This is a genomic window from Pseudomonas baltica (assembly GCF_014235765.1).
In the GTDB taxonomy this organism is placed as follows: Bacteria; Pseudomonadota; Gammaproteobacteria; order Pseudomonadales; family Pseudomonadaceae; genus Aquipseudomonas; species Aquipseudomonas baltica.
This window is the reverse complement of the sequence record NZ_JACMYH010000010.1, coordinates 35,292-60,950: the sequence shown is the minus strand read 5'-3', so window position 1 is coordinate 60,950 and position 25,659 is coordinate 35,292. Positions and strand designations below refer to the sequence as shown.

37 protein-coding genes are annotated in these 25,659 nt (G+C 57.3%); 36 read left to right on the top strand and 1 reads right to left on the bottom strand.

Annotation, left to right across the window (positions count from 1 at the left end; translation table 11 throughout):
• Positions 1 to 48: 48 nt before the first annotated feature.
• The 34 genes from rpsL to bfr all read left to right on the top strand — a co-directional run bounded on the left by rpsL (position 49) and on the right by bfr (position 20,446).
• Entirely contained in the window at positions 49 to 420 is a 372-nt protein-coding gene (gene rpsL, locus H7993_RS20160) for a 30S ribosomal protein S12 (RefSeq protein ID WP_003186084.1), read from the top strand.
• 98 nt (positions 421 to 518) lie between these two features.
• On the top strand, positions 519 to 989 hold the full coding sequence (gene rpsG / locus H7993_RS20155; RefSeq protein WP_010490886.1) for a 30S ribosomal protein S7: 471 nt from the start codon (positions 519 to 521) through the stop codon (positions 987 to 989).
• 30 nt (positions 990 to 1,019) lie between these two features.
• A complete protein-coding gene (gene fusA / locus H7993_RS20150; protein WP_122475656.1) occupies positions 1,020 to 3,125 on the top strand; it encodes an elongation factor G in 2,106 nt (701 codons plus the stop codon).
• Between the two features lie 30 nt (positions 3,126 to 3,155).
• Entirely contained in the window at positions 3,156 to 4,349 is a 1,194-nt protein-coding gene (gene tuf, locus H7993_RS20145) for an elongation factor Tu (protein WP_122475655.1), read from the top strand.
• 141 nt (positions 4,350 to 4,490) lie between these two features.
• A complete protein-coding gene (gene rpsJ / locus H7993_RS20140) occupies positions 4,491 to 4,802 on the top strand; it encodes a 30S ribosomal protein S10 (RefSeq protein ID WP_003186070.1) in 312 nt (103 codons plus the stop codon).
• Between the two features lie 81 nt (positions 4,803 to 4,883).
• The gene (gene rplC, locus H7993_RS20135; RefSeq protein ID WP_043192521.1) at positions 4,884 to 5,519 is read left to right on the top strand and encodes a 50S ribosomal protein L3; all 636 of its coding nucleotides are present in this window, start codon (positions 4,884 to 4,886) and stop codon (positions 5,517 to 5,519) included.
• A gap of 12 nt (positions 5,520 to 5,531) precedes the next feature.
• The gene (gene rplD, locus H7993_RS20130; RefSeq protein ID WP_043192522.1) at positions 5,532 to 6,134 is read left to right on the top strand and encodes a 50S ribosomal protein L4; all 603 of its coding nucleotides are present in this window, start codon (positions 5,532 to 5,534) and stop codon (positions 6,132 to 6,134) included.
• Positions 6,131 to 6,430: a 50S ribosomal protein L23 gene (gene rplW, locus H7993_RS20125; protein ID WP_002555488.1), complete on the top strand. Its 300-nt coding sequence runs from the start codon at positions 6,131 to 6,133 to the stop codon at positions 6,428 to 6,430. Before rplD ends, rplW begins: the two co-directional genes overlap by 4 nt.
• 14 nt (positions 6,431 to 6,444) lie before the next feature.
• Entirely contained in the window at positions 6,445 to 7,269 is an 825-nt protein-coding gene (gene rplB, locus H7993_RS20120) for a 50S ribosomal protein L2 (protein WP_122475653.1), read from the top strand.
• A 16-nt stretch (positions 7,270 to 7,285) separates the two neighbouring features.
• Positions 7,286 to 7,561, top strand: a complete 276-nt coding sequence (rpsS, locus tag H7993_RS20115) for a 30S ribosomal protein S19 (RefSeq protein ID WP_002555486.1) — start codon at positions 7,286 to 7,288, stop codon at positions 7,559 to 7,561.
• Between the two features lie 11 nt (positions 7,562 to 7,572).
• Complete coding sequence (gene rplV / locus H7993_RS20110; RefSeq protein WP_003103908.1) at positions 7,573 to 7,905, top strand: 50S ribosomal protein L22; 333 nt, start codon at positions 7,573 to 7,575, stop codon at positions 7,903 to 7,905.
• A 13-nt stretch (positions 7,906 to 7,918) separates the two neighbouring features.
• On the top strand, positions 7,919 to 8,605 hold the full coding sequence (rpsC, locus tag H7993_RS20105) for a 30S ribosomal protein S3 (protein ID WP_003176422.1): 687 nt from the start codon (positions 7,919 to 7,921) through the stop codon (positions 8,603 to 8,605).
• 12 nt (positions 8,606 to 8,617) lie between these two features.
• Positions 8,618 to 9,031 carry a 50S ribosomal protein L16 gene (gene rplP, locus H7993_RS20100; protein ID WP_122475651.1) on the top strand — a complete coding sequence of 138 codons (414 nt, stop codon included), beginning with the start codon at positions 8,618 to 8,620 and terminating at the stop codon, positions 9,029 to 9,031.
• Positions 9,031 to 9,222 carry a 50S ribosomal protein L29 gene (rpmC, locus tag H7993_RS20095; protein WP_002555481.1) on the top strand — a complete coding sequence of 64 codons (192 nt, stop codon included), beginning with the start codon at positions 9,031 to 9,033 and terminating at the stop codon, positions 9,220 to 9,222. Before rplP ends, rpmC begins: the two co-directional genes overlap by 1 nt.
• Positions 9,223 to 9,224: 2 nt before the next feature.
• Positions 9,225 to 9,491, top strand: coding sequence for a 30S ribosomal protein S17 (gene rpsQ / locus H7993_RS20090; protein WP_043192528.1), 267 nt, complete (start codon positions 9,225 to 9,227; stop codon positions 9,489 to 9,491).
• Positions 9,492 to 9,514: 23 nt separating this feature from the next.
• Positions 9,515 to 9,883, top strand: coding sequence for a 50S ribosomal protein L14 (gene rplN / locus H7993_RS20085; RefSeq protein ID WP_003243907.1), 369 nt, complete (start codon positions 9,515 to 9,517; stop codon positions 9,881 to 9,883).
• 11 nt (positions 9,884 to 9,894) lie between these two features.
• On the top strand, positions 9,895 to 10,209 hold the full coding sequence (gene rplX / locus H7993_RS20080; RefSeq protein WP_049860773.1) for a 50S ribosomal protein L24: 315 nt from the start codon (positions 9,895 to 9,897) through the stop codon (positions 10,207 to 10,209).
• A gap of 20 nt (positions 10,210 to 10,229) precedes the next feature.
• On the top strand, positions 10,230 to 10,769 hold the full coding sequence (rplE, locus tag H7993_RS20075) for a 50S ribosomal protein L5 (protein WP_122475649.1): 540 nt from the start codon (positions 10,230 to 10,232) through the stop codon (positions 10,767 to 10,769).
• A 13-nt stretch (positions 10,770 to 10,782) separates the two neighbouring features.
• Positions 10,783 to 11,088 (top strand): 30S ribosomal protein S14, encoded by a 306-nt coding sequence (gene rpsN / locus H7993_RS20070; protein WP_122475647.1) that lies wholly within the window; start codon positions 10,783 to 10,785, stop codon positions 11,086 to 11,088.
• Between the two features lie 212 nt (positions 11,089 to 11,300).
• Positions 11,301 to 11,693 carry a 30S ribosomal protein S8 gene (gene rpsH, locus H7993_RS20065; protein ID WP_122475645.1) on the top strand — a complete coding sequence of 131 codons (393 nt, stop codon included), beginning with the start codon at positions 11,301 to 11,303 and terminating at the stop codon, positions 11,691 to 11,693.
• 12 nt (positions 11,694 to 11,705) lie between these two features.
• A complete protein-coding gene (rplF, locus tag H7993_RS20060) occupies positions 11,706 to 12,239 on the top strand; it encodes a 50S ribosomal protein L6 (protein WP_122475643.1) in 534 nt (177 codons plus the stop codon).
• 10 nt (positions 12,240 to 12,249) lie between these two features.
• Entirely contained in the window at positions 12,250 to 12,600 is a 351-nt protein-coding gene (gene rplR / locus H7993_RS20055) for a 50S ribosomal protein L18 (RefSeq protein ID WP_043192536.1), read from the top strand.
• A 3-nt stretch (positions 12,601 to 12,603) separates the two neighbouring features.
• Positions 12,604 to 13,104 (top strand): 30S ribosomal protein S5, encoded by a 501-nt coding sequence (rpsE, locus tag H7993_RS20050; protein ID WP_043192537.1) that lies wholly within the window; start codon positions 12,604 to 12,606, stop codon positions 13,102 to 13,104.
• Positions 13,105 to 13,106: 2 nt separating this feature from the next.
• Positions 13,107 to 13,283 (top strand): 50S ribosomal protein L30, encoded by a 177-nt coding sequence (rpmD, locus tag H7993_RS20045; RefSeq protein WP_003176408.1) that lies wholly within the window; start codon positions 13,107 to 13,109, stop codon positions 13,281 to 13,283.
• A 3-nt stretch (positions 13,284 to 13,286) separates the two neighbouring features.
• The gene (gene rplO / locus H7993_RS20040) at positions 13,287 to 13,721 is read left to right on the top strand and encodes a 50S ribosomal protein L15 (protein ID WP_122475641.1); all 435 of its coding nucleotides are present in this window, start codon (positions 13,287 to 13,289) and stop codon (positions 13,719 to 13,721) included.
• Complete coding sequence (secY, locus tag H7993_RS20035) at positions 13,722 to 15,053, top strand: preprotein translocase subunit SecY (protein ID WP_043192540.1); 1,332 nt, start codon at positions 13,722 to 13,724, stop codon at positions 15,051 to 15,053.
• A gap of 28 nt (positions 15,054 to 15,081) precedes the next feature.
• Positions 15,082 to 15,198 carry a 50S ribosomal protein L36 gene (gene rpmJ, locus H7993_RS20030; protein WP_002555468.1) on the top strand — a complete coding sequence of 39 codons (117 nt, stop codon included), beginning with the start codon at positions 15,082 to 15,084 and terminating at the stop codon, positions 15,196 to 15,198.
• 129 nt (positions 15,199 to 15,327) lie between these two features.
• Complete coding sequence (gene rpsM / locus H7993_RS20025; protein ID WP_043192541.1) at positions 15,328 to 15,684, top strand: 30S ribosomal protein S13; 357 nt, start codon at positions 15,328 to 15,330, stop codon at positions 15,682 to 15,684.
• 30 nt (positions 15,685 to 15,714) lie between these two features.
• Positions 15,715 to 16,104, top strand: a complete 390-nt coding sequence (rpsK, locus tag H7993_RS20020) for a 30S ribosomal protein S11 (RefSeq protein WP_002555466.1) — start codon at positions 15,715 to 15,717, stop codon at positions 16,102 to 16,104.
• Between the two features lie 18 nt (positions 16,105 to 16,122).
• Complete coding sequence (gene rpsD / locus H7993_RS20015) at positions 16,123 to 16,743, top strand: 30S ribosomal protein S4 (RefSeq protein ID WP_043192542.1); 621 nt, start codon at positions 16,123 to 16,125, stop codon at positions 16,741 to 16,743.
• A 22-nt stretch (positions 16,744 to 16,765) separates the two neighbouring features.
• Positions 16,766 to 17,767 carry a DNA-directed RNA polymerase subunit alpha gene (locus H7993_RS20010; protein WP_007924176.1) on the top strand — a complete coding sequence of 334 codons (1,002 nt, stop codon included), beginning with the start codon at positions 16,766 to 16,768 and terminating at the stop codon, positions 17,765 to 17,767.
• Positions 17,768 to 17,809: 42 nt separating this feature from the next.
• Entirely contained in the window at positions 17,810 to 18,196 is a 387-nt protein-coding gene (rplQ, locus tag H7993_RS20005) for a 50S ribosomal protein L17 (protein WP_122475639.1), read from the top strand.
• Positions 18,197 to 18,378: 182 nt separating this feature from the next.
• Positions 18,379 to 19,827 (top strand): catalase, encoded by a 1,449-nt coding sequence (locus tag H7993_RS20000; protein WP_185795441.1) that lies wholly within the window; start codon positions 18,379 to 18,381, stop codon positions 19,825 to 19,827.
• A 154-nt stretch (positions 19,828 to 19,981) separates the two neighbouring features.
• Positions 19,982 to 20,446, top strand: a complete 465-nt coding sequence (bfr, locus tag H7993_RS19995) for a bacterioferritin (protein WP_122475635.1) — start codon at positions 19,982 to 19,984, stop codon at positions 20,444 to 20,446.
• Positions 20,447 to 20,658: 212 nt separating this feature from the next.
• On the opposite strand, the gene uvrA is transcribed toward bfr, so the two are convergent.
• Positions 20,659 to 23,493, bottom strand: a complete 2,835-nt coding sequence (gene uvrA / locus H7993_RS19990; protein ID WP_122475633.1) for an excinuclease ABC subunit UvrA — start codon at positions 23,491 to 23,493, stop codon at positions 20,659 to 20,661.
• A gap of 165 nt (positions 23,494 to 23,658) precedes the next feature.
• Here uvrA and H7993_RS19985 point away from each other — a divergent pair, with 165 nt between their 5' ends.
• Positions 23,659 to 25,053, top strand: coding sequence for an MFS transporter (locus tag H7993_RS19985; RefSeq protein WP_185795440.1), 1,395 nt, complete (start codon positions 23,659 to 23,661; stop codon positions 25,051 to 25,053).
• Positions 25,054 to 25,062: 9 nt separating this feature from the next.
• A complete protein-coding gene (locus H7993_RS19980; RefSeq protein WP_122475629.1) occupies positions 25,063 to 25,593 on the top strand; it encodes a single-stranded DNA-binding protein in 531 nt (176 codons plus the stop codon).
• Positions 25,594 to 25,659: the final 66 nt, after the last annotated feature.

The following is a 25,659-nucleotide window of genomic DNA, read 5'->3' as shown; positions in this document are numbered from 1 at the left end:
CTTTTCTTGCAAGACAATAGCGTCGCAAGACAACAGTGGAGCTAGTAGATGGCAACTATCAACCAGCTGGTACGTCAGCCGCGCAAGCGTATCGTCGAGAAATCCGACGTACCTGCGCTGCAGAACTGCCCGCAACGTCGTGGTGTGTGCACCCGTGTGTACACCACCACGCCGAAAAAACCTAACTCGGCACTGCGTAAAGTATGCCGTGTGCGCCTGACCAACGGTTTCGAGGTTTCCTCGTACATCGGCGGTGAAGGCCACAACCTGCAAGAGCACAGCGTGGTACTGATCCGCGGCGGTCGTGTAAAAGACTTGCCAGGTGTTCGTTACCACACCGTTCGCGGCTCCCTGGATACCTCCGGCGTCAAAGGTCGTAACCAAGGTCGTTCGAAGTACGGTACCAAGCGTCCGAAGTAATCGGCGTTTGCACACTGCAGTTATCTATTTTTCTGAGTCGATAAGAGTAAGGTCGGGCCTGTCCCGAGCTAACCTGAAGACCGTTTGAGGGCTTATCCATGCCAAGAAGACGCGTAGCAGCCAAGCGCGAAGTGCTTGACGATCCAAAATACGGCAGCCAGATCCTGGCCAAGTTCATGAACCACGTGATGGAAAGCGGCAAGAAAGCCGTTGCCGAGCGTATCGTTTATGGCGCGCTGGACAAGGTTAAAGAACGCAAGAACAGCGACCCCCTGGAAATCTTCGAGAAAGCTCTCGACGCCATCGCTCCGCTGGTCGAAGTGAAGTCGCGCCGTGTAGGCGGTGCTACTTACCAGGTTCCGGTCGAAGTTCGTCCGTCCCGTCGTAACGCCCTGGCAATGCGCTGGCTGGTAGACTTCGCGCGCAAGCGCGGTGAAAAGTCGATGGCTCTGCGCTTGGCCGGCGAACTGCTGGACGCTGCCGAAGGCAAAGGTGCTGCAGTTAAGAAGCGTGAAGACGTTCACCGTATGGCTGAAGCCAACAAAGCGTTCTCGCACTACCGCTTCTAAATTCAGCGTCACTAATTTTGCGAGGGCTTTATGGCTCGTACTACACCGATTAACCGCTACCGTAACATTGGTATCGTTGCTCACGTGGACGCTGGTAAAACCACGACCACCGAGCGCGTCCTTTTTTACACCGGCAAAAGCCACAAAATGGGCGAGGTGCATGACGGCGCCGCGACCACAGACTGGATGGTTCAGGAGCAGGAGCGTGGTATCACCATCACTTCTGCTGCTATCACCGCCTTCTGGAAGGGCTCCGAGAAGCAGTACAAGGACGAGCATCGCTTCAACGTCATTGATACCCCGGGCCACGTAGACTTCACCATTGAAGTTGAGCGTTCCCTGCGCGTACTCGACGGCGCTGTCGTTGTGTTCTGTGGTACCTCGGGTGTAGAGCCTCAGTCGGAAACCGTATGGCGTCAAGCCAACAAGTACGGCGTTCCTCGTCTTGTTTACGTAAACAAGATGGACCGTGCTGGCGCGAACTTCCTACGCGTGATCGGTCAGATCAAGCAGCGTTTGGGCCACACTCCGGTGCCTATCCAGCTGGCTATCGGTTCCGAAGACAATTTCCAGGGCCAGATCGATCTGTTGGCCATGGAAGCTGTGTATTGGAACGATGCTGACAAAGGCATGGTTCCTGTTCGCAAGCCTATCCCTGCCGAGCTGCAGGAACTGGCTGACGAATGGCGCAACAACATGGTCGAAGCTGCGGCTGAAGCCAACGAAGAGCTGATGAACAAGTACCTCGAAGGTGAAGAACTCACCAACGACGAAATCAAGGCTGCTCTGCGTCAGCGTACCATCGCTGGCGAGATCGTCTTGGCTGTTTGCGGTTCCTCGTTCAAGAACAAGGGCGTTCCCCTGGTTCTCGATGCTGTGATCGACTACCTGCCGGCTCCGGTCGATATTCCTGCCATCAAGGGTACTGACCCGGATGACGAGACCATCGAGCTGGAGCGTCATGCAGACGACGCAGAACCGTTTTCCGCTCTGGCATTCAAAATTGCCACTGACCCATTCGTGGGTACCCTGACCTTCGTCCGTGTTTACTCGGGCGTGTTGAACTCCGGCGACGGCGTGATCAACTCGGTCAAGGGCAAGAAAGAGCGCGTGGGTCGTATGGTGCAGATGCACGCCAACGCCCGCGAAGAGATCAAGGAAGTACGCGCTGGCGACATCGCGGCCTTGATCGGCATGAAGGACGTCACCACTGGTGAAACCTTGTGCAACGGTGACAAGCCGATCATCCTCGTTCGCATGGACTTCCCGGAGCCGGTTATTTCGGTTGCCGTAGAGCCCAAGACCAAGGATGACCAGGAAAAAATGGGTATCGCTCTGGGCAAGCTTGCTCAGGAAGATCCATCTTTCCGCGTTAAAACCGATGAAGAGACTGGTCAGACGATCATCTCCGGCATGGGCGAGCTGCACCTGGACATCCTGGTTGACCGGATGCGCCGTGAGTTCAACGTCGAAGCCAACATCGGTAAGCCTCAGGTTTCCTATCGTGAGCGCATCACGAAGAACTGTGAAATCGAAGGCAAGTTCGTTCGTCAGTCCGGCGGTCGTGGTCAGTTTGGTCACTGCTGGATCCGTTTTGCCCCTGCTGACGAAGGTCAGGAAGGTCTGCAATTCGTGAACGAAGTCGTCGGTGGTGTGGTTCCCAAGGAATACATCCCGGCGATTCAGAAGGGTATCGAAGAGCAGATGAAGAACGGTGTTGTTGCCGGCTATCCGCTGATCGGCCTGAAAGCGACCGTTTTCGACGGTTCCTACCACGACGTCGACTCCAACGAGATGGCGTTCAAGGTCGCTGCCTCCATGGCAACCAAGCAACTGGCCCAGAAGGGCGGTGGTGAGTTGCTTGAGCCGATCATGGCGGTAGAAGTTGTTACACCTGAAGACTACATGGGTGATGTCATGGGCGACCTTAACCGTCGTCGCGGCATGATCTTGGGTATGGAAGATACGGTTTCCGGCAAAGTGATTCGCGCCGAGGTTCCGTTGGGTGAGATGTTCGGTTATGCGACCGACGTTCGCTCCATGTCCCAGGGTCGCGCAAGCTACTCTATGGAATTCAAAAAATACAACACAGCTCCGGCGCACATCGCTGAAACTGTATCCAAAAAACAAGGCTGATTCAGTCCTTTAGGCAAGGAGTTAATTGTCGTGGCTAAAGAAAAATTTGATCGTTCCCTACCGCACGTCAACGTTGGCACCATTGGTCACGTTGACCACGGTAAAACCACTCTGACTGCTGCTCTGACTCGCGTTTGCTCCGAAGTTTTCGGTTCCGCAATCGTCGACTTCGACAAGATCGACAGCGCTCCAGAAGAAAAAGCTCGTGGTATCACCATCAACACCGCGCACGTTGAATACAACTCGCTGATCCGTCACTACGCTCACGTTGACTGCCCAGGTCACGCTGACTATGTGAAGAACATGATCACCGGTGCTGCCCAGATGGACGGCGCGATTCTGGTTTGCTCGGCCGCTGATGGTCCGATGCCACAAACCCGTGAGCACATCCTGCTGTCCCGCCAGGTTGGCGTTCCGTACATCGTGGTTTACCTGAACAAGGCCGACCTGGTAGACGACGCCGAGCTGCTGGAACTGGTAGAGATGGAAGTTCGTGACCTGCTGTCGACCTACGACTTCCCAGGCGACGACACTCCGATCATCATCGGTTCGGCTCGTATGGCGCTGGAAGGCAAAGACGACAACGAAATGGGCACCAGCTCCGTTCGTAAACTGGTTGAGACTCTGGACAGCTACATCCCAGATCCAGTCCGTGTCATCGACAAGCCATTCCTGATGCCAATCGAAGACGTGTTCTCGATCTCCGGTCGCGGTACCGTTGTTACCGGTCGTATCGAGCGCGGCATCGTCAAGGTTCAGGATTCGCTGGAAATCGTAGGTCTGCGTGACACCACCGTCACCACCTGCACCGGCGTTGAAATGTTCCGCAAGCTGCTGGACGAAGGTCGTGCTGGCGAGAACTGCGGCGTGCTGCTGCGCGGCACCAAGCGTGACGACGTCGAGCGTGGCCAGGTTCTGGTCAAGCCGGGTTCGGTCAAGCCGCACACCAAGTTCGAAGCTGAAGTCTACGTGCTGAGCAAGGAAGAAGGCGGTCGTCACACTCCGTTCTTCAAAGGCTACCGTCCACAGTTCTACTTCCGGACCACTGACGTGACCGGTAACTGCGAACTGCCGGAAGGCGTTGAAATGGTAATGCCAGGCGACAACATCAAAATGGTTGTCACCCTGATCAAGACCATCGCAATGGAAGACGGCCTGCGTTTCGCTATCCGTGAAGGCGGTCGTACCGTCGGCGCTGGCGTCGTAGCCAAAATCATCGAGTAATCGTTGATCGTTTGAAAAGGCCCCCGCTTAGCGGGGGCTTTTTTATTGGGTTGACACTCGATGGGCGCGTCTATAGAATTGCGCCTCCTTTTAACGGGTGCATTGCGCCCGGTGGGAACAGCAGCCGGAGTCTGAAATCCAATGCAAAATCAGCAAATCCGTATCAGGTTGAAGGCTTTTGACCATCGCCTGATCGACCAATCCACCCAGGAAATCGTGGAAACCGCGAAACGTACTGGTGCTCAGGTGCGTGGTCCAATTCCACTTCCTACCCGTAAAGAGCGGTTCACCGTTCTGGTTTCCCCGCACGTCAACAAAGACGCGCGCGACCAGTACGAGATCCGCACTCACAAGCGTGTTCTGGACATCGTCCAGCCAACGGACAAAACCGTTGACGCGCTGATGAAGCTTGATCTTGCGGCAGGTGTGGAAGTGCAGATCAGCCTCGGCTAAGACTTGGGTCTTAGTCGTGTAACGCTCTGAAATGGGCGGCCATAGCGGGTGAAAGCCCCGTACACTCATGAGGTTTACAACATGACTATTGGTGTAGTCGGTCGTAAATGCGGTATGACCCGTATTTTCACCGAAGAAGGTGTCTCCATTCCGGTCACGGTCATTGAGATCGAGCCGAATCGCGTCACCCAGTTTAAAACTGAAGAAACTGATGGCTATCGTGCAGTGCAAGTCACTGTCGGCGAGCGTCGTGCTTCGCGTGTGACTGCTGCTCAAGCAGGTCACTTCGCCAAGGCGAACGTTGCTGCCGGTCGTGGCGTCTGGGAATTCCGTCTTGCAGAAGGCGAGTACCAGGCTGGCGACTTGATCAATGCTGAACTCTTCGCAGCGGGCCAACTGGTAGATGTTACCGGTCAGTCCAAAGGTAAAGGCTTTGCCGGTACCATCAAGCGTTGGAACTTCCGCGGTCAAGACAACACGCACGGTAACTCCGTTTCCCACCGCGTCCCTGGCTCCATCGGCCAGTGCCAGACTCCTGGCCGTGTATTCAAGGGCAAAAAAATGTCCGGTCATATGGGCGCTGAGCGCGTGACCGTGCAGTCCCTGGAAGTTGTGCGCGTCGACGCTGAACGCAATCTGCTGCTCGTCAAGGGTGCTGTTCCTGGCGCAACCGGCGGCAACCTGGTTGTGCGTCCGGCAGCCAAGGCTCGCGGTTAAGGGGAAGCGAAAATGCAATTAAATGTAAATGACGCTCAGGCGATCGAAGTTTCCGAACTGACCTTCGGCGGCGAGTTCAACGAGACGCTGGTGCACCAGGCAGTCGTGGCCTACATGGCTGGCGGTCGTCAGGGCAGCAAGCAGCAAAAGACCCGTTCCGACGTTCGTGGTGGCGGTAAGCGCCCTTGGCGTCAGAAGGGTACCGGCCGTGCTCGTGCCGGTACTATCCGTAGCCCTATCTGGCGTGGCGGTGGTACCACTTTCGCAGCTCGTCCTCAGGATCACACCCAGAAGCTGAACAAGAAGATGTATCGCGCAGCACTGCGCTCCATCCTTGCTGAGCTGGTGCGTACCGACCGTCTGGTCGTGGTTCAGGACTTCGCTGTCGAAGCACCGAAAACCAAAGACCTGCTGGGCAAGCTGAATGGCATGGGCCTTACCGACGTTCTGATCGTATCGGACTCCGTCGACGAGAACCTGTACCTGGCTGCTCGTAACCTGCCGCACGTCGATGTACGTGACGTCCAAGGTTCCGACCCAGTTAGTCTGATCGCATACGACAAGGTGTTGATCACCGTGTCGGCCGTGAAGAAATTCGAGGAGCTGCTGGGATGAACCAGGAACGCGTATTTAAAGTTCTGCTTGGCCCGCACGTTTCCGAGAAGGCTACGGTTCTGGCAGACAAGAAAGGTCAGTTCGTTTTCAAGGTTGCTACCGACGCAACCAAGCTGGAAATCAAGAAGGCCGTCGAAAGCCTGTTCAGCGTGAAAGTAGAGCGTGTTACTACCCTGAACGTACTGGGTAAAAGCAAGCGCACTGCTCGCGGTCTGGGCAAGCGTAATGACTGGAAGAAGGCAGTTATCTCCCTTCAGCCAGGCCAAGATCTCGATTTCAGCAGCAGTGCTGAGTAAGGAAGGGGTGCATCATGGCAATCGTTAAATGCAAACCGACTTCCCCTGGCCGCCGTTTCGTGGTCAAGGTGGTCAACCAGGAGCTGCATAAAGGCGCTCCTCACGCACCGCTGCTCGAGAAAAAATCGAAGACTGGTGGTCGTAACAACAATGGCCGCATTACCACCCGTCACATCGGTGGTGGTCACAAGCAGCATTACCGCATGATCGACTTCCGTCGCAACGACAAGGATGGCATCACTGCCACCGTCGAGCGCATTGAATACGATCCTAACCGTACTGCTCACATTGCTCTGGTTCTGTACGCAGACGGCGAGCGTCGCTACATCCTCGCACCGAAAGGCGTGAGCGCTGGCGACCAGCTGATTGCAGGTGCTCTGGCACCGATCAAGCCAGGCAACTCGCTGCAGCTGCGCAACATCCCGGTCGGTAGCACCATCCACGGCATCGAATTGAAGCCTGGCAAAGGTGCTCAGATCGCTCGCTCCGCTGGTGCTTCGGCTCAGCTGATCGCTCGTGAAGGTGTCTACGTGACCCTGCGCCTGCGTTCGGGCGAAATGCGCAAAGTGCTGTCCGAGTGCCGCGCAACGCTGGGCGAAGTCTCGAACTCCGAGCACAGCCTGCGTTCGCTGGGTAAAGCCGGTGCCAAACGCTGGCGTGGCGTTCGCCCAACCGTTCGTGGTGTTGCCATGAACCCGGTTGACCACCCACATGGTGGTGGTGAAGGTCGTACCTCCGGTGGTCGTCATCCGGTATCGCCATGGGGCTTCCCGACTAAGGGCGCGAAGACTCGTGGTAATAAGCGTACCGACAAAATGATCGTCCGTCGTCGCAAGTAAATAGAGGGATACGACAGTGCCACGTTCTCTGAAAAAAGGTCCTTTTATTGATCTTCACCTACTGAAGAAGATCGAAGTGGCGGCGGAGAAGAACGATCGCAAACCAGTTAAGACCTGGTCGCGTCGTTCGATGATCCTGCCACAAATGGTCGGTCTGACCATCGCAGTACACAACGGTCGCCAACACGTCCCCGTTCTCGTGAACGAAGACATGGTCGGCCACAAACTGGGCGAGTTCGCCGGTACCCGCACATATCGTGGGCACGTGGCTGACAAGAAAGCCAAGCGTTAAGGGGTAAGGAAATGGAAGTAGCCGCTAAGTTGTCGGGCGCTCGAATCTCCGCCCAGAAAGCCCGCTTGGTCGCCGACCAGATCCGCGGGAAGAAGGTGGGCGAAGCGCTCAACCTGCTGGCTTTTAGCAGTAAAAAAGCCGCGGAAATCATGAAGAAAGTGCTGGAGTCGGCCGTAGCCAACGCCGAGCACAACGAAGGCGCAGACGTTGATGACCTGAAGGTCAGCACCGTTTTCGTCAACGAAGGGCGTTCGCTGAAGCGCATCATGCCTCGTGCCAAAGGCCGGGCTGATCGCATCGTCAAGCGGTCTTGCCATATCACTGTCAAGGTTGCTGACAAGTAACGGAGTCGATCAGATGGGTCAGAAAGTACATCCCATTGGCATTCGCCTGGGAATCGTCAAGGAGCACACCTCCGTCTGGTACGCAGACGGTCGGACTTATGCGGACTACTTGTTCGCAGATCTGAAGGTGCGTGAGTATCTCCAAGACAAACTAAAAAGCGCGTCCGTAAGCCGTATCGATATCCATCGTCCGGCCCAAACTGCACGTATCACCATCCACACCGCTCGTCCTGGTATCGTTATCGGGAAGAAAGGTGAAGATGTTGAGAAACTGCGCCAGGACCTGACCAAGCAAATGGGTGTGCCTGTGCACATCAATATCGAAGAGATCCGCAAGCCGGAGCTCGACGGTATGCTGGTTGCGCAGAGCGTAGCTCAGCAGCTGGAGCGTCGTGTGATGTTCCGTCGCGCCATGAAGCGCGCCGTACAGAACGCCATGCGCATTGGTGCCAAAGGCATCAAGATCCAAGTGAGCGGTCGTCTCGGCGGTGCTGAAATCGCACGTACTGAATGGTATCGCGAAGGTCGTGTGCCCTTGCACACCCTGCGTGCCGACATCGACTATGCCAACTACGAAGCTCACACCACTTACGGTGTGATCGGTGTGAAGGTTTGGATTTTCAAAGGCGAAGTAATTGGTGGTCGCCAAGAAGAACTGAAACCACAAGCACCTGCGCCTCGTAAAAAAGCTGCTAAGTAAGGGGTACGCCAAATGTTGCAACCTAAGCGTACGAAGTTCCGCAAGCAGATGACTGGCCACAACCGTGGTCTGGCTCAGCGCGGTAGCAAAGTCAGCTTCGGCGAGTATGCGCTGAAGTCTGTAGCTCGTGGTCGTCTCACCGCTCGTCAGATCGAGTCAGCGCGTCGTGCCCTGACCCGTCACGTTAAACGTGGCGGCAAGATCTGGATCCGTGTATTCCCGGACAAGCCTATCTCCAAAAAGCCCCTCGAAGTTCGTATGGGTAAGGGTAAGGGTAACGTGGAATATTGGGTTGCCCAGATTCAGCCAGGCAAAGTCCTGTATGAAATCGAGGGTGTTTCCGAAGAGCTGGCGCGTGAGGCTTTCGCCTTGGCGGCTGCAAAGCTGCCTCTCGCCACCTCCTTTGTTAAGCGGACGGTGATGTGATGAAAGCGAATGAACTTCGTGAAAAATCAGCACAGCAACTGAACGAGCAACTGCTCGGCTTGCTGCGCGACCAGTTCAATCTGCGCATGCAGAAAGCAACTGGCCAGTTGGGGCAGTCTCACCTGCTCTCGCAAGTGAAGCGCGACATCGCTCGCGTGAAAACTGTGCTCAACCAGCAGGCAGGTAAGTGATCATGGCTGAAGCCGAAAAAACCGTCCGTACGCTGACTGGCCGTGTGGTCAGCGACAAGATGGACAAAACCATCACCGTATTGATCGAGCGTCGCGTAAAGCACCCGATCTACGGTAAATACGTTAAGCGTTCGACTAAGCTGCACGCTCACGACGAAACCAATCAGTGCAAGATCGGCGACAAGGTCACTATTCGTGAAACCCGTCCGCTGGCCAAGACCAAGTCCTGGGCACTGGTTGACGTTCTCGAACGCGCTGTTGAAGTCTAAGGGCTAGGGGTCGGAGAAATTCTATGATTCAGACTCAATCCATGCTCGATGTGGCCGATAACAGCGGCGCTCGTCGCGTCATGTGCATCAAGGTACTGGGCGGCTCGCACCGCCGGTACGCTGGCATCGGCGACATCATCAAGGTGACCGTGAAGGAAGCAATTCCTCGTGGCAAGGTGAAGAAAGGTCAAGTGATGACTGCTGTTGTAGTCCGCACTCGTCACGGCGTTCGTCGTGCTGACGGCTCCATCATCCGCTTCGATGGCAACGCTGCTGTTCTGTTGAACAACAAGCAAGAGCCAATCGGCACCCGTATCTTTGGGCCAGTGACCCGTGAGCTTCGTTCCGAGAAGTTCATGAAGATCGTCTCGCTCGCCCCAGAAGTGCTGTAAGGAGATCCGACATGCAAAAGATTCGTCGTGACGACGAGATCATCGTGATCGCCGGCAAAGACAAAGGCAAGCGCGGTAAGGTGCTCAAGGTTCTCGCTGACGACCGTCTGGTCGTTGGTGGGGTCAACCTGGTGAAGCGTCATACCAAGCCTAACCCGATGTCGGGCGTACAAGGCGGTATCGTCGAGAAAGAAGCGCCTCTGCACGCTTCCAACGTCGCCATCTTCAATGGCGAAACCAACAAGGCTGACCGCGTTGGTTTCAAAGTAGAAGAAGGCAAAAAAATTCGTGTCTTCAAGTCGACCCAAAAAGCGGTTGATGCTTGAACACTGCTAGGTAGAAGACCATGGCACGACTGAAAGAGATTTACCGGAAGGAAATCGCTCCCAAGCTTAAGGAAGAACTCAAGCTTGCGAACGTGATGGAAGTTCCGCGCGTTACCAAGATCACCCTGAACATGGGTCTGGGCGAAGCGATCGGCGACAAGAAAGTCATCGAGCACGCTGTAGCCGACATCGAGAAGATCTGCGGCCAGAAAGCCGTTGTGACCTTCGCACGCAAATCCATCGCGGGCTTCAAGGTCCGTGAGGGTTGGCCGATCGGTGTCAAGGTGACTTTGCGTCGCGACAAGATGTACGAATTCCTGGACCGCCTGCTGGCGATCTCCCTGCCTCGGGTACGCGACTTCCGCGGCCTGAATGCCAAGTCCTTCGACGGTCGTGGCAACTACAGCATGGGCGTGAAAGAGCAGATCATTTTCCCGGAAATCGATTACGACAAGATCGATGCTCTGCGCGGTCTGGACATTACCCTGACCACCACTGCTCGTTCGGATGAAGAAGGTCGCGCCTTGCTGCGTGCCTTCAACTTCCCGTTCCGCAACTGATTGGAGTAGGAAAATGGCCAAGAAGAGCATGAAGAACCGTGAGCTGAAGCGTCAGCTGACGGTAGCTAAATACGCCAAGAAGCGTGCTGAGCTCAAAGCAATCATCGTCAATCTGAACGCAAGTGAAGAAGAGCGCTGGAATGCTTCCGTAGCCCTGCAGAAGCAGCCACGTGATGCGAGCGCTGCTCGCATGCGTAACCGCTGCCGCCTGACTGGTCGTCCACATGGCGTGTACCGCAAGTTCGGCCTCGGCCGTAACATGCTGCGCCAGGCCGCCATGCGCGGTGACGTACCAGGTCTGGTCAAAGCCAGCTGGTAAGTCGGACCGACGAGATGCCTGCGCTCGATTGAGCAATCAACCGACCGCCGGTGTCACGGCGACTGAATCAAGCCCCTCATGGGGCTTGATTCATTTCTGCCGTACGTCTAGAATTGCCGGCTCGCCTGAGCCCGGGTTTTTGGACCGGATCAAACGCTCGGCGACGTTGTAGCCGCAAGGCTAATTATTTTTGTATCAGGAGCGTCTAGCCCATGAGTATGCAGGACCCGTTAGCGGACATGCTAACTCGAATCCGTAATGCCCAGATGGCTGAAAAGCCCGTCGTAAGCATGCCATCTTCCACGTTGAAGGTAGCTGTGGCCAAAGTTCTGAAGGACGAAGGTTACATCGCGGGTTTTCAGGTAAGCAGCGAAGCAAAACCGTCGCTTTCCATCGAGCTGAAATACTTCGAAGGCCGTCCGGTCATCGAGGAAGTCAAGCGCGTAAGTCGTCCAGGCCTGCGTCAGTACAAATCCGTTGATGACCTGCCGAAAGTTCGTGGCGGTCTCGGCGTATCCATCGTCTCCACCAATAAAGGTGTGATGACGGATCGTGCTGCGCGCGCTGCCGGTGTCGGCGGCGAAGTACTCTGCACAGTGTTCTAAGGGGGGATAAGCATGTCTCGCGTCGCTAAGAACCCCGTTAAGCTGCCAGCTGGTGTCGAAGTAAAATTCGCCGGCCAACAGCTTTCGGTGAAGGGTGCCAAGGGCACTCTGGAACTGAACGTTCACTCGTCGGTTGAAGTCGTTGAAGAGGCTGGCGAACTGCGTTTCGCTGCCAAGAACGGCGATCAGCAGACCCGTGCAATGGCCGGTACCACTCGCGCTTTGGTCAACAACATGGTCCAGGGCGTAAGCCAAGGCTTCGAGCGCAAGCTCCAGCTGGTCGGTGTTGGCTATAAAGCACAAGCAAAAGGCACAGTGCTGAACCTGTCGCTGGGCTTCTCTCATCCGGTGGATTACGAGTTGCCGCAAGGCATCACCGCTGAGACTCCTAGCCAGACCGATATCCTGATCAAGGGCATCGACAAGCAGCTGGTGGGTCAAGTGGCCGCTGAAATCCGCGATTTCCGTCCGCCAGAGCCTTACAAAGGCAAAGGTGTACGTTACGCAGACGAAGTCGTCCGCCGTAAAGAAGCCAAGAAGAAGTAGGGCATAGCAAATGACCGACAAAAAAGTTACTCGACTGCGTCGCGCTCGCAAGGCACGCCTGAAAATGCACGAACTCGAAGTCGTGCGTCTCTGCGTGTTCCGCTCTTCGCAGCACATCTATGCCCAGGTCATCTCGGCCGACGGCAGCAAGGTCTTGGCAAGTGCCTCGACTTTGGACAAAGAATTGCGTGATGGTGCCACCGGCAACATTGACGCGGCCACTAAGGTTGGCCAGCTGGTCGCTTCGCGTGCTAAGGCCGCTGGCGTCTCGCAGGTGGCTTTCGACCGCTCTGGCTTCAAGTACCACGGTCGCGTCAAAGCGCTGGCCGATGGCGCTCGTGAAGCTGGGCTGGAGTTCTAAGTTATGTCAAATAACGACCAAAAGCGCGACGAAGGCTACATCGAGAAGCTGGTTCAAGTTAACCGCGTTGCCAAGACCGTCAAAGGCGGCCGTATCTTCACCTTCACCGCGTTGACCGTGGTAGGTGATGGCAAGGGCCGTGTTGGCTTCGGCCGTGGCAAGTCTCGTGAAGTGCCTGCTGCAATCCAGAAAGCTATGGAAGCAGCTCGTCGCAACATGATTCAAGTGGACCTGAACGGGACCACCTTGCAGTACGCCATGAAGTCCGCTCACGGCGCTTCGAAGGTGTACATGCAGCCTGCTTCGGAAGGTACCGGTATCATCGCTGGCGGCGCAATGCGTGCCGTTCTCGAAGTGGCTGGTGTCCAGAACGTTCTGGCCAAGTGCTACGGCTCGACCAACCCCGTCAACGTGGTTCACGCTACGTTCAAGGGTCTGAAAGCCATGCAGTCCCCGTCGTCCATCGCCGCCAAGCGCGGTCTGAACGTTGAGGAGATCATCTGATCATGGCTACTGTAAAAGTTACGCTGATCAAAAGCATGACCGGCCGTATCCCTAACCACAAATTGTGCGTTAAGGGTCTGGGTCTGCGTCGCATCGGTCACACTGTAGAAGTCCAGGATACTCCCGAGAATCGCGGGATGATCAACAAGGCCTACTACATGCTTCGCGTAGAGGGTTAATCGATGAAACTCAATGATCTGAGTCCAGCTCCCGGTTCGCGTCGCGAAAAGCATCGCCCGGGTCGTGGTATCGGTAGTGGTTTGGGCAAGACCGGTGGCCGTGGCCACAAAGGTCAGACCTCCCGCTCCGGTGGCACCATCGCTCCAGGCTTCGAAGGCGGTCAACAGCCGCTGCACCGTCGCTTGCCGAAGTTCGGTTTCGTTTCCCTGAAAGCCATGGACCGCGCAGAAGTGCGTCTGTCCGAGCTGGCCCGAGTGGAAGGCGACATCGTCTCCGTGCAGTCCCTGAAGGATGCCAACGTGATCAACCAGAACGTACAGCGTGTGAAAATCATGCTGTCGGGCGAAGTGACTCGCGCTGTGACCATCAAGGGAATCGCCGCCACCAAAGGTGCGCGTGCGGCTATCGAAGCAGCTGGCGGCAAGTTCGAGGAATAAATGGCTAAGCAAGGTGCTCTCTCAGCGCTAGGCAAGGGCGGTATGTCTGAACTCTGGGCTCGTCTGCGTTTTCTGTTCCTGGCGATCATCGTCTACAGAATTGGCGCACACATCCCGGTTCCAGGTATCAACCCGGACCGACTCGCAGACCTGTTTCGACAGAATGAGGGGACCATTCTTAGCTTGTTCAACATGTTTTCCGGTGGCGCGCTGGAACGGATGAGCATCTTTGCACTGGGGATCATGCCGTACATTTCGGCATCGATCATCATGCAGCTGATGACCGCCGTGAGCCCGCAACTGGAGCAGTTGAAGAAGGAAGGGGAAGCTGGCCGTCGCAAGATCAGCCAGTACACCCGCTATGGCACCGTCATCCTGGCCTTGGTGCAGGCGATCGGCATGTCGATCGGCTTGGCCAATCAGGGTGTGGCGTTCACTGCAAGCTTCAGCTTCTACTTCGTGGCGGTCTCCACTTTCGTGGCGGGCGCGATGTTCATGATGTGGCTGGGTGAGCAGATCACTGAGCGTGGTGTGGGTAACGGTATCTCGATGTTGATCTTCGCGGGTATCGTTGCTGGTCTTCCGAGAGCGATCGGGCAGTCTTTCGAGTCTGCGCGTCAGGGCGATATCAACATCTTCGCGCTGGTTGCGATCGGTCTGCTGGCGGTAGCGATTATCGGTTTCGTGGTGTTCATCGAGCGTGGTCAGCGGCGAATAGCCGTTCACTATGCCAAGCGTCAGCAAGGCCGCAAGGTTTTCGCTGCGCAGACGAGCCACTTGCCGCTGAAAGTGAACATGGCCGGTGTGATTCCTGCCATTTTCGCGAGCAGCATCTTGCTGTTCCCGGCTTCGCTGGGCTCCTGGTTCGGTCAGTCCGAAGGTATGGGCTGGTTGCAGGACGTCTCGCAGTCGATCGCTCCTGGTCAGCCGTTGAACATTCTGCTGTTTAGTGCAGGGATCATTTTCTTCTGCTTCTTCTATACGGCGTTGATGTTCAATCCGAAAGACGTGGCGGAAAACCTGAAGAAGTCCGGTGCCTTTATTCCGGGTATTCGTCCAGGCGAGCAGTCGGCGCGCTACATTGATGGCGTTCTGACCCGTTTGACCATGTTCGGTGCCCTGTACATGATGTGCGTCTGCTTGCTTCCACAGTTCCTGGTGGTGGCTGCAAACGTTCCGTTCTACCTTGGCGGGACCTCGTTGCTGATTGTGGTAGTGGTTGTGATGGACTTTATGTCCCAAGTACAATCGCACCTCGTTTCGCACCAGTACGAATCCCTGATGAAGAAAGCCAACCTGAAAGGCTACGGTGGCAGCGGTCTGCTGCGCTGACAGTCCCTTAAGGTTCGAGGAGTTGGCAATGAAAGTTCGTGCATCGGTGAAAAAGCTGTGCCGTAACTGCAAAATCATTCGTCGCGAAGGCGTCGTTCGAGTCATTTGCAGCGCAGAGCCGCGTCACAAACAGCGCCAAGGCTGACTGTGATGTGCTACAAGCCCGGCAGCTAGTGCGCTGCCGGGTTGATTATTTGTTATTACAGCGATATTATCTCGCGCCCTATTTCTTGGCTTCCGGGGCGTAGGTAGCTGTCAATTGGAGTCCCACTGAATGGCCCGTATTGCAGGCGTTAACATTCCAGATAACAAGCACACTGTTATCTCGCTGACCTACATCTATGGTGTTGGTCGCACTACTGCACAGAAAATCTGTGCAGACACTGGGGTCAACCCAGCCGCACGGATCAAGGATCTGAGCGACGAGCAGATTGAACAGCTGCGTGGCGAAGTGGCGAAGTTCACCACCGAAGGTGATCTGCGCCGCGAAATCAACATGAAAATCAAGCGCTTGATGGATCTGGGCTGCTATCGCGGTCTTCGTCATCGTCGTGGTCTGCCAGTACGCGGTCAGCGTACCAAGACCAACGCGCGTACCCGTAAAGGTCCGCGTAAGCCGATCCGCAAGTAATCGCACCAGCGAATCGACAGGAATCTAGTCATGGCAAAACCTGCTGCTCGTCCTCGTAAGAAAGTCAAAAAGACAGTGGTTGATGGCATCGCCCACATCCACGCGTCTTTCAACAACACCATCGTGACCATTACCGATCGTCAAGGTAACGCCCTGTCCTGGGCCACCTCCGGCGGTTCGGGTTTCCGCGGTTCACGCAAGTCCACCCCGTTCGCTGCCCAGGTGGCTGCAGAGCGTGCTGGTCAAGCTGCGCTGGAATATGGCCTGAAGAACCTCGACGTCAACGTCAAGGGTCCAGGTCCAGGTCGTGAGTCCGCTGTCCGTGCATTGAACGGCTGTGGCTATAAGATCGCCAGCATCACCGACGTGACGCCAATCCCGCATAACGGGTGCCGTCCGCCGAAGAAGCGCCGCGTGTAATTCAGGAGACGATAGATAATGGCTCGTTACATTGGTCCAAAATGCAAACTGGCTCGTCGTGAAGGCACTGACCTGTTCCTGAAAAGCGGCGTTCGCGCCCTGGAATCGAAGTGCAATATCGAAGCAGCCCCAGGTATCCACGGTCAGCGCCGTGGCCGCCAGTCCGACTACGGCACCCAGCTGCGTGAAAAGCAGAAAGTCCGTCGTATCTATGGCGTTCTCGAGCGTCAGTTCAGCGGTTACTACAAGGAAGCTGCCGGCAAGAAAGGCGCAACCGGCGAGAACCTGCTGCAACTGCTCGAATGCCGTCTGGACAACGTCGTATACCGTATGGGCTTCGGCTCGACTCGTGCCGAATCCCGTCAGTTGGTATCGCACAAGTCGGTCAGCGTAAACGGCAAGACCGTTAACGTTCCGTCCTACCAGGTTCGTGCTGGTGACGTGGTCGCGATTCGCGAGAAAGCTAAAAACCAGCTTCGCATTGTCCAAGCTCTCGATCTGTGTGCCCAACGTGGCCGCGTAGAATGGGTAGAAGTAGACACTGAGAAGAAGTCGGGCGTTTTCAAGAACGTTCCTGCTCGCAGTGATCTGTCCGCCGACATCAACGAAAGCCTGATTGTCGAGCTCTACTCCAAGTAAGGGCTAGAAAATAGGTGCATCCATGCAGATTTCGGTAAATGAGTTCCTGACGCCCCGCCATATTGATGTGCAGGTCGTCAGTCCAACCCGCGCCAAGATCACCCTCGAGCCTCTCGAGCGTGGTTTCGGCCATACCCTGGGCAACGCGCTGCGACGCATCCTGTTGTCCTCAATGCCCGGCTGCGCAGTAGTCGAGGCCGAGATTGACGGTGTACTCCATGAGTACAGCGCCATCGAAGGTGTACAGGAAGACGTCATTGAAATCCTGTTGAACCTGAAAGGCCTGGCTATCAAGCTGCACGGTCGTGACGAAGTTACGCTGACCTTGTCGAAAAAGGGTTCGGGGGTGGTTACCGCTGCCGATATTCAGCTGGATCATGATGTCGAGATCGTTAATCCCGATCACGTAATCGCTAACCTGGCGTCTAACGGCGCCCTGAACATGAAGCTCGTCGTAGCTCGTGGTCGTGGTTATGAACCGGCCGACTCGCGTCAAAGCGATGAAGACGAAAGCCGCAGCATTGGTCGCTTGCAGCTCGACTCTTCGTTCAGCCCGGTACGTCGTATCGCATACGTGGTGGAAAACGCCCGTGTCGAGCAGCGCACTAACCTGGACAAGCTGGTTATTGATCTGGAAACCAACGGTACCCTGGATCCTGAAGAGGCCATCCGTCGCGCTGCAACCATTCTGCAACAGCAGTTGGCTGCGTTCGTCGATCTCAAAGGTGACAGTGAGCCTGTGGTAATCGAGCAGGAAGACGAGATCGATCCGATCCTGCTTCGCCCGGTTGACGATCTGGAACTGACTGTACGTTCGGCTAACTGCCTTAAGGCGGAAAACATTTACTACATCGGCGACCTGATTCAGCGTACCGAAGTAGAACTGTTGAAGACTCCGAACCTGGGCAAGAAATCCTTGACCGAAATCAAGGACGTTCTGGCCTCCCGCGGTCTGTCCCTCGGCATGCGCCTCGACAACTGGCCGCCTGCAAGTCTTAAGAAGGACGACAAGGCGACTGCCTGATCGTCGTAATCACCGAACGTTGTGTTTGGTAAGGAATGAACCATGCGTCATCGTAAAAGTGGACGTCACCTGAGCCGTACCAGCTCGCACCGCAAGGCCATGTTTCAGAACATGGCGGTGTCGCTGTTCGAGCACGAGCTGATCAAGACTACCCTGCCAAAAGCCAAGGAACTGCGCCGCGTTGCCGAGCCGCTGATCACCCTGGCCAAGGTAGACAGCGTTGCAAACCGCCGTCTTGCTTTCGACCGTACTCGTTCGAAAGAAATGGTTGGTAAGCTGTTCAACGATCTGGGCAAGCGCTATGCCACCCGTCAGGGCGGTTACCTGCGTATCCTCAAGTGCGGCTTCCGTACTGGCGATAACGCACCTATGGCGTACGTCGAGCTGGTTGATCGTCCTGTTGGTGGCTCGGTTGAAGCTGCTGAATAAGACGAACAGTCTGTTCATGAAAAACCGGGCTTAGGTCCGGTTTTTTTTTGCCTGCTAATTAGTCAAAATCTATCAGGCAAAGAAGATTTGCCCATTAGTCGAATGAGGGTGTTTTTTGGATACTTGCTCCAAGCCGCTGAAGTCGGCGCCTACACAGCAAGCCTTACCAAGGAACATCGTCCATGAGCCAGAGCAAGATCCTCACCACCGCCAGCGGCGCGCCGGTCGCCGACAATCAGAATTCCCGTTCTGCGGGGCCGCGTGGTCCCTTGCTGCTGGACGATTTCCATCTGATCGAGAAGCTTGCGCATTTCAACCGCGAGAATATTCCCGAGCGTCGTGTTCATGCAAAGGGCTCAGGCGCATACGGCACCTTTACGGTAACCCGTGACATCTCGGAATACTCCAGTGCTAAGCTGTTCAGTACCGTAGGCAAGCAGACCGAAACCTTCCTGCGATTCTCCACAGTGGGTGGCGAGCGCGGCTCAGCCGATACCGAGCGCGATCCGCGGGGTTTCGCCCTCAAGTTCTACACCGAGGAAGGCAACTGGGACATCGTTGGCAACAACACACCTGTGTTCTTCATTCGCGACCCGATGAAGTTTCCCGATTTCATCCACACCCAGAAGCGTTTGCCTCAAAGCAACCTCAAGAGCGCGCAGATGATGTGGGACTTCTGGTCCCATTCGCCCGAAGCGTTGCACCAGGTGACCATTCTGTTCTCGGACCGCGGCATTCCGGACGGCTATCGTCACATGCACGGCTTCGGTAGCCACACCTATAGCTTGATCAATGCCAAGGGTGAGCGTCACTGGGTCAAGTGGCACTACAAGACGGCTCAGGGCATCAAGAACCTTGCTCCAGCCGCCGCGGCGCGTATCGCCGGCACCGACCCGGATTACGCACAGCGCGACCTGTTCGATGCAATCGAGCGTGGGGATTTTCCCAAGTGGCGTGTATGCATGCAGATCATGAGTGAGGATCAGGCGAACCTTCACCACGAAAACCCGTTCGACGTGACCAAGACCTGGTCGCAGAAGGAGTTTCCGTTGATCGAAGTAGGTATGTTGGAGCTGAATCGTAATCCGCTGAACTATTTTGCCGAAGTAGAGCAAGCGACGTTTGGCCCGAGCAACATGGTGCCCGGCGTAGGGCTGTCGCCCGACCGCATGCTGCAAGGCCGTGTGTTCGCCTATGCCGATGCCCACCGCTATCGCGTCGGGACCAATCATCAGCAGTTGCTGGTGAACGCACCCCGCAGCCCGGTTCACTCGTACCAGCGCGACGGTTCGATGGCCTTTGGCAGCAATGGCGGTGCTGCTCCTAACTACGAGCCCAACAGCTACACCGATGCACCCAAGCAGGCGCCTCAGTATCGCGAGCCGGCCTTGGCCTTGCACGGTGATGCTGATCGCTTCGATCATCGCGTGGACGCCGATTACTACAGCCAGGCCGGCGCTCTTTTTCGTTTGATGAATGCCGAGCAGCAGACTCTGCTCATCGACAACATCGCTGGTGCGATGATGGGTGTCAGCGCAGATGTGGTGGAGCGTCAGTTGCAGCACTTCTACCGTGCGGACGAAGCCTACGGTAATGGGATCGCCAAGGCATTGGGCATCCAGCTGGGCTGAACCTAAGTGATAAGAAGAACCGCCCTCATCTGGGCGGTTTTTCGCTTTATTTCGTCACATTTTCTCTGCTTTTTAGCGTATTTCTGCACCGCGGGCCGTGACGTATCCGCGACCTTGGTTCAAACTATGCCTTTCTGCTAGGAGATATACGGCGATGCAAGGCCACCCGGACGTAATCGATTACCTCAATACTTTGCTCACAGGCGAGCTGGCTGCCCGTGATCAGTATTTCATCCACTCGCGGATGTACGAGGACTGGGGCTTCGCCAAGCTCTTCGAGCGCATCAATCATGAGATGGAAGAAGAAGCAGGTCATGCCGACGCCTTGATGCGTCGCATCCTGATGCTCGAAGGCACGCCGCGCATGCGTCCGGACGACCTTGAAGTCGGTACGGATGTACCGAGCATGATCGCTGCCGATCTGCGTCTGGAATACAAGGTGCGTGCGGCCTTGTGCAAGGGTATCGAGTTGTGCGAACGACACAGCGACTTCGTGACTCGCGACATACTGCGGGTGCAGTTGGCGGATACCGAGGAAGATCATACGTACTGGCTGGAGAAGCAGCAGGGTTTGATCAAGTCCATTGGCTTGGAGAATTACCTGCAGTCGCAGTTCTGATCTCACCGTAGCAGTTGTTCAAGGCCAGGCAGGATGCACGGTGATTCTGCAGGGTTATGGTGCTGGCCGCCGACGCGGCTTGCGCCGCTGCTACAAGGGCGCGGGTGATTCACGTTTGCTGCGGTGACTGTTGACGCGGCTTGCGCCGCTGCTACAGGGTTGGTGTTGTGTTTGGACTGAAAAAAGCCCCGCTTGTGCGGGGCTTTTTGGTTTCAGGCTTTGTCGCGTTCGAGCAACGGTTTGAGGTAGTGACCGGTGTAGGACTGCTTCATGTCCGCAACCTGCTCCGGTGTGCCGACGGCGATGATCTGGCCGCCTTTGGAGCCGCCCTCCGGGCCCAGGTCGACCAGCCAGTCTGCAGTCTTGATGACATCGAGGTTGTGCTCGATCACCACCACGGTGTTGCCGTGGTCGCGCAGGCGATGCAGCACGTCGAGCAGCTGCTGGATATCGGCGAAGTGCAGGCCAGTGGTGGGTTCGTCGAGGATGTAGAGCGTCTTGCCGGTGTCGCGCTTGGACAGCTCGCGGGACAGTTTGACCCGCTGTGCTTCACCGCCGGACAAGGTGGTCGCCGACTGCCCCAGCTTGATGTAGGACAGGCCGACATCCATGAGCGTCTGCAGCTTGCGCGCCAGTGCCGGTACCGCATCGAAGAACTCGCGCGCCTCCTCGATGGTCATCTCGAGGGTCTCGTGGATGTTCTTGCCCTTGTACTTGATCTCCAGGGTTTCGCGGTTGTAGCGCTTGCTCTTGCAGACATCGCAGGGCACATAGATGTCGGGCAGGAAGTGCATCTCAACCTTGATCAAGCCATCACCCTGGCAGGCCTCGCAGCGACCGCCCTTGACGTTAAACGAGAACCGGCCCGGGCCATAACCGCGTGAGCGCGATTCCGGCACCCCAGCGAACAGTTCGCGGATTGGGGTGAACAATCCGGTGTAGGTGGCAGGGTTCGAGCGCGGCGTGCGTCCGATCGGGCTCTGGTCGATGTCGACCACTTTGTCCAGGTGCTGCAAGCCATTGATGCTGTCATGCGCCGAGGCTTCCAGCGTGGTTGCCCCGTTGAGAGCGGTGGCGCTGAGGGGGAACAGGGTGTTGTTGATCAGGGTCGACTTGCCCGAGCCGGAAACGCCGGTGACGCAGGTCAGCAAGCCGATCGGGATCTCCAGATCGACATTGCGCAGATTGTTGCCGCGGGCGCCCTTGAGCGTCAGGGCCAGCTTTTTGTTGCGCGGCGTACGCTTGGCTGGCACGGCGATCTTCACGCGGCCGGACAGGTACTTGCCGGTCAGCGAGTCGGGATGGTCCATGACCTCCTGCGCGGTGCCCTGGGCGACGATATGGCCGCCATGCACGCCGGCGCCGGGGCCGATGTCCACAACGTAGTCGGCGAGGCGAATGGCATCTTCGTCATGCTCGACGACGATGACGGTATTGCCGATGTCGCGCAGGTGCTTGAGGGTCCCCAGCAACCGATCATTGTCCCGCTGATGCAGGCCGATGGAGGGCTCGTCGAGAATGTACATCACGCCGACCAAGCCCGCACCGATCTGGCTGGCCAGACGGATGCGCTGGGCTTCGCCGCCGGACAGCGTGTCGGCACTGCGGTCCAGGGTCAGGTAGTCCAGGCCGACGTTGACCAGAAACTGCAGGCGCTCGCGGATTTCCTTGAGGATCTTGTCGGCAATTTCGCCCTTGCGTCCGGTCAGGGCGAGCGTGCCGAAGTACTCGGTGGCGTCGCCGATCGGCAGGCCGGTGACGGCGGGCAGGGTTTTCTCGCCTACCCATACATGCCGAGCCTCGCGGCGCAGACGCGTGCCGCGGCAGTCCGGGCAGGGCTGGGTGCTGAGGAACTTGGCGAGTTCTTCACGGACGCTGGCCGACTCGGTTTCGCGGTAGCGGCGTTCGAGGTTGGGCACGATGCCTTCGAACGGGTGCGAACGTTTGACGATATCGCCCCGGTCATTCAGGTAGCGGAAGTCGACGTTGTGCGTGCCGCTGCCGGTCAGGATGACTTTCTGCTGGTCGGCCGGCAGCTCGTTGAACGGCACGTCCAGGCTGAACTGATAATGGCTGGCGAGCGAACCGAGCATCTGGAAATAGTAGACGTTGCGCCGGTCCCAGCCGCGGATCGCGCCCTCGGCCAGGGTCAGTTCGCCATTCACCAAGCGCTTGTTGTCGAAAAACTGCTTCACGCCCAGGCCATCGCAGGTCGGGCAGGCGCCGGCCGGGTTGTTGAAGGAGAACAGCTTGGGTTCCAGTTCGCTGATTGCGTGGCCGCAGATCGGGCAGGCAAAGCGTGCGGAGAAGATGATCTCTTCGAACGGTTCGTCGTCCATCGACGCCACCAGGGCGATGCCATCGGCCAGCTTCAACGCCGTCTCGAACGATTCGGCCAGACGCTGTTGCAGGTCGGCACGGACCTTGAAGCGGTCCACCACCACTTCGATGGTGTGCTTCTTCTGCTTGTCGAGCTTGGGCAGCTCGTCCATTTCGTAGAGCTTGCCGTTGATGCGCGCACGGACGAAACCCTGGGCGCGCAGCTCTTCGAAAATGGCCAGGTGCTCGCCTTTGCGTTCGCGGATGACCGGGGCCAGCAGCATGAGGCGGGCGCCTTCGGGCTGCGCCAGGACGAGGTCGACCATCTGGCTGACGGTCTGGGCCTCCAGCGGGATGTCGTGATCCGGGCAGCGCGGCGTGCCCACGCGGGCGTACAGCAGGCGCAGGTAGTCGTAGATCTCGGTAATGGTGCCGACGGTGGAGCGCGGGTTGTGCGATGTCGACTTCTGCTCGATGGAAATGGCCGGCGACAGACCTTCGATGGTGTCGACGTCGGGCTTTTCCATCATCGACAGGAATTGCCGGGCATAGGCCGACAGCGATTCGACGTAGCGGCGTTGGCCTTCGGCGTAGAGGGTGTCGAAAGCCAGGGAGGATTTGCCTGAACCCGACAGCCCGGTGATCACGATCAGTTTGTCACGGGGCAGGGTCAGGTCGATGTTTTTCAAATTGTGGGTTCGAGCCCCACGTACCAGAATCTTGTCCAAGGCGGCCTCGCGCGGCGGGCGTAAACAGGTGAGTATACGGGGCTTGTCAATGGCACGGCACGGTGAGTGCGCGCAAAGATGAAGAAGGCGCGTCATAGCGTCGCCGTCTGTGCCGTTACTGGGTGGGACTGGTAGAATCGTCACCGGTTCACACGAGGTTTATCCATGCACGATCCCCACAGCGAACGTATGAGCAGCGGTGAAACCCGCGCAGCCAGCGGGTTGGCCCTGGTGTTCGCTTTCCGCATGCTGGGCATGTTCATGGTCCTGCCAGTGCTGGCGACCTATGGCATGGACCTGGCGGGCGCCACCCCGGCCCTGATCGGTCTGGCGATCGGCGCCTATGGCCTGACCCAGGCATTCCTGCAGATCCCTTTCGGGGTCATCTCCGACCGGATCGGTCGTCGTCCGGTGATCTACGGCGGCCTGGTGATCTTCGCCATCGGCAGCGTGGTGGCGGCCCAGTCCGACTCCATCTGGGGTGTGATCGCTGGACGCGTTCTGCAGGGCGCCGGGGCGATATCGGCAGCGGTCATGGCCCTGCTATCGGACCTGACCCGCGAACAGAACCGCACCAAGGCGATGGCCATGATCGGCATGAGCATTGGCGTGTCGTTCGCGGTGGCGATGGTGGTCGGGCCACTGCTGACCCGCGCCTTCGGCCTGCATGGCCTGTTCCTGGCGACCGGCGGGCTGGCGTTGGTTGGCATCGCGCTGGTGGCCTTCGTGGTGCCCAAGGCCACGGCACATACCCTTCATCGTGAGTCGGGCGTGACCCGCAGCGAGATGCTGGCCACCCTCAAGCACCCCGATCTGCTGCGCCTGGACCTCGGCATTTTCGTGCTTCACTCGATCCTGATGGCAAGCTTCGTCGCCTTGCCACTGGCATTGGTGGATCGCGCCGGGTTGCCCAAGGAACAGCATTGGTGGGTGTACCTGACCGCCCTGGTCGTATCTTTTTTCGCAATGATTCCGTTCATCATCTACGGCGAAAAGAAGCGCAAGATGAAGCGTGTTCTGCTGGGCGCGGTGGCGACCCTGATGCTGGTGGAGGTGTTCTTCTGGGCGTTCGGCGACAGCCTGAGGGCGCTGGTCATTGGCACGGTGGTGTTCTTCACGGCGTTCAACTTGCTGGAGGCGTCGCTGCCTTCGTTGATCAGCAAGGTTTCGCCGGCCGGCGGCAAGGGCACGGCCATGGGGGTGTATTCCACCAGCCAGTTCCTGGGGTCGGCCATGGGTGGCATCCTTGGCGGTTGGTTGTTTCAGCAGGGTGGCCTGGGTGTGGTCTTTATCGGATGCGCGGCGCTGTGCGCCCTGTGGCTGGCCATAGCTGTTACTATGCGCGAACCACCCTACGTGACCAGTCTGCGCTTGCCGCTTTCGCCCCAAGCGATGCGCGAGACGGGATTGGCCGAGCGGTTGAAAGCCGTGCCCGGTGTAACAGATGCGGTGGTGGTGGCAGAAGAGGCCGCCATCTATATCAAATTGGACAAAGAAATTTTGGATCGCACCGCCCTCGAGCGCCTGGTCAACCCAGCGCCGACAGCGTGCGAAGCCTAGGAGAACGTTATGGCCCGTGGGGTTAACAAAGTCATTCTGGTGGGTACTTGCGGTCAGGATCCTGAAGTCCGTTTCCTGCCCAACGGCAATGCGGTCACCAACCTGAGCCTGGCCACCAGCGAGCAGTGGACCGACAAGCAGAGCGGCCAGAAGGTCGAGCGTACCGAGTGGCACCGTGTGTCGATGTTCGGCAAGGTTGCGGAGATCGCCGGTGAGTACCTGCGCAAGGGCTCGCAGGTGTACATCGAAGGCAAGCTGCAGACCCGCGAGTGGGAAAAGGACGGTATCAAACGCTACACCACCGAGATCATCGTCGACATGCAGGGCACCATGCAGCTATTGGGCGGCCGTCCGCAGAACAACGACCAGCAGGGCGGCGGTGGCAACAACTACCAGCAGTCGGCACCGGCTCCGCGTCAGCAGGCGCCGCGTCCGCAGCAGTCCGCGCCGCAGCAGCGTTCGGCTCCGCCTGCGCAGCAGCAGCCAGCACAGCAGCCGGCTCCGGACTTTGACAGCTTTGATGATGATATTCCGTTCTAGGGTATATCTGCACCGCCTGTATGAACTGAAAAAGCCCCGCTGCCAACCGGCACCGGGGCTTTTTGC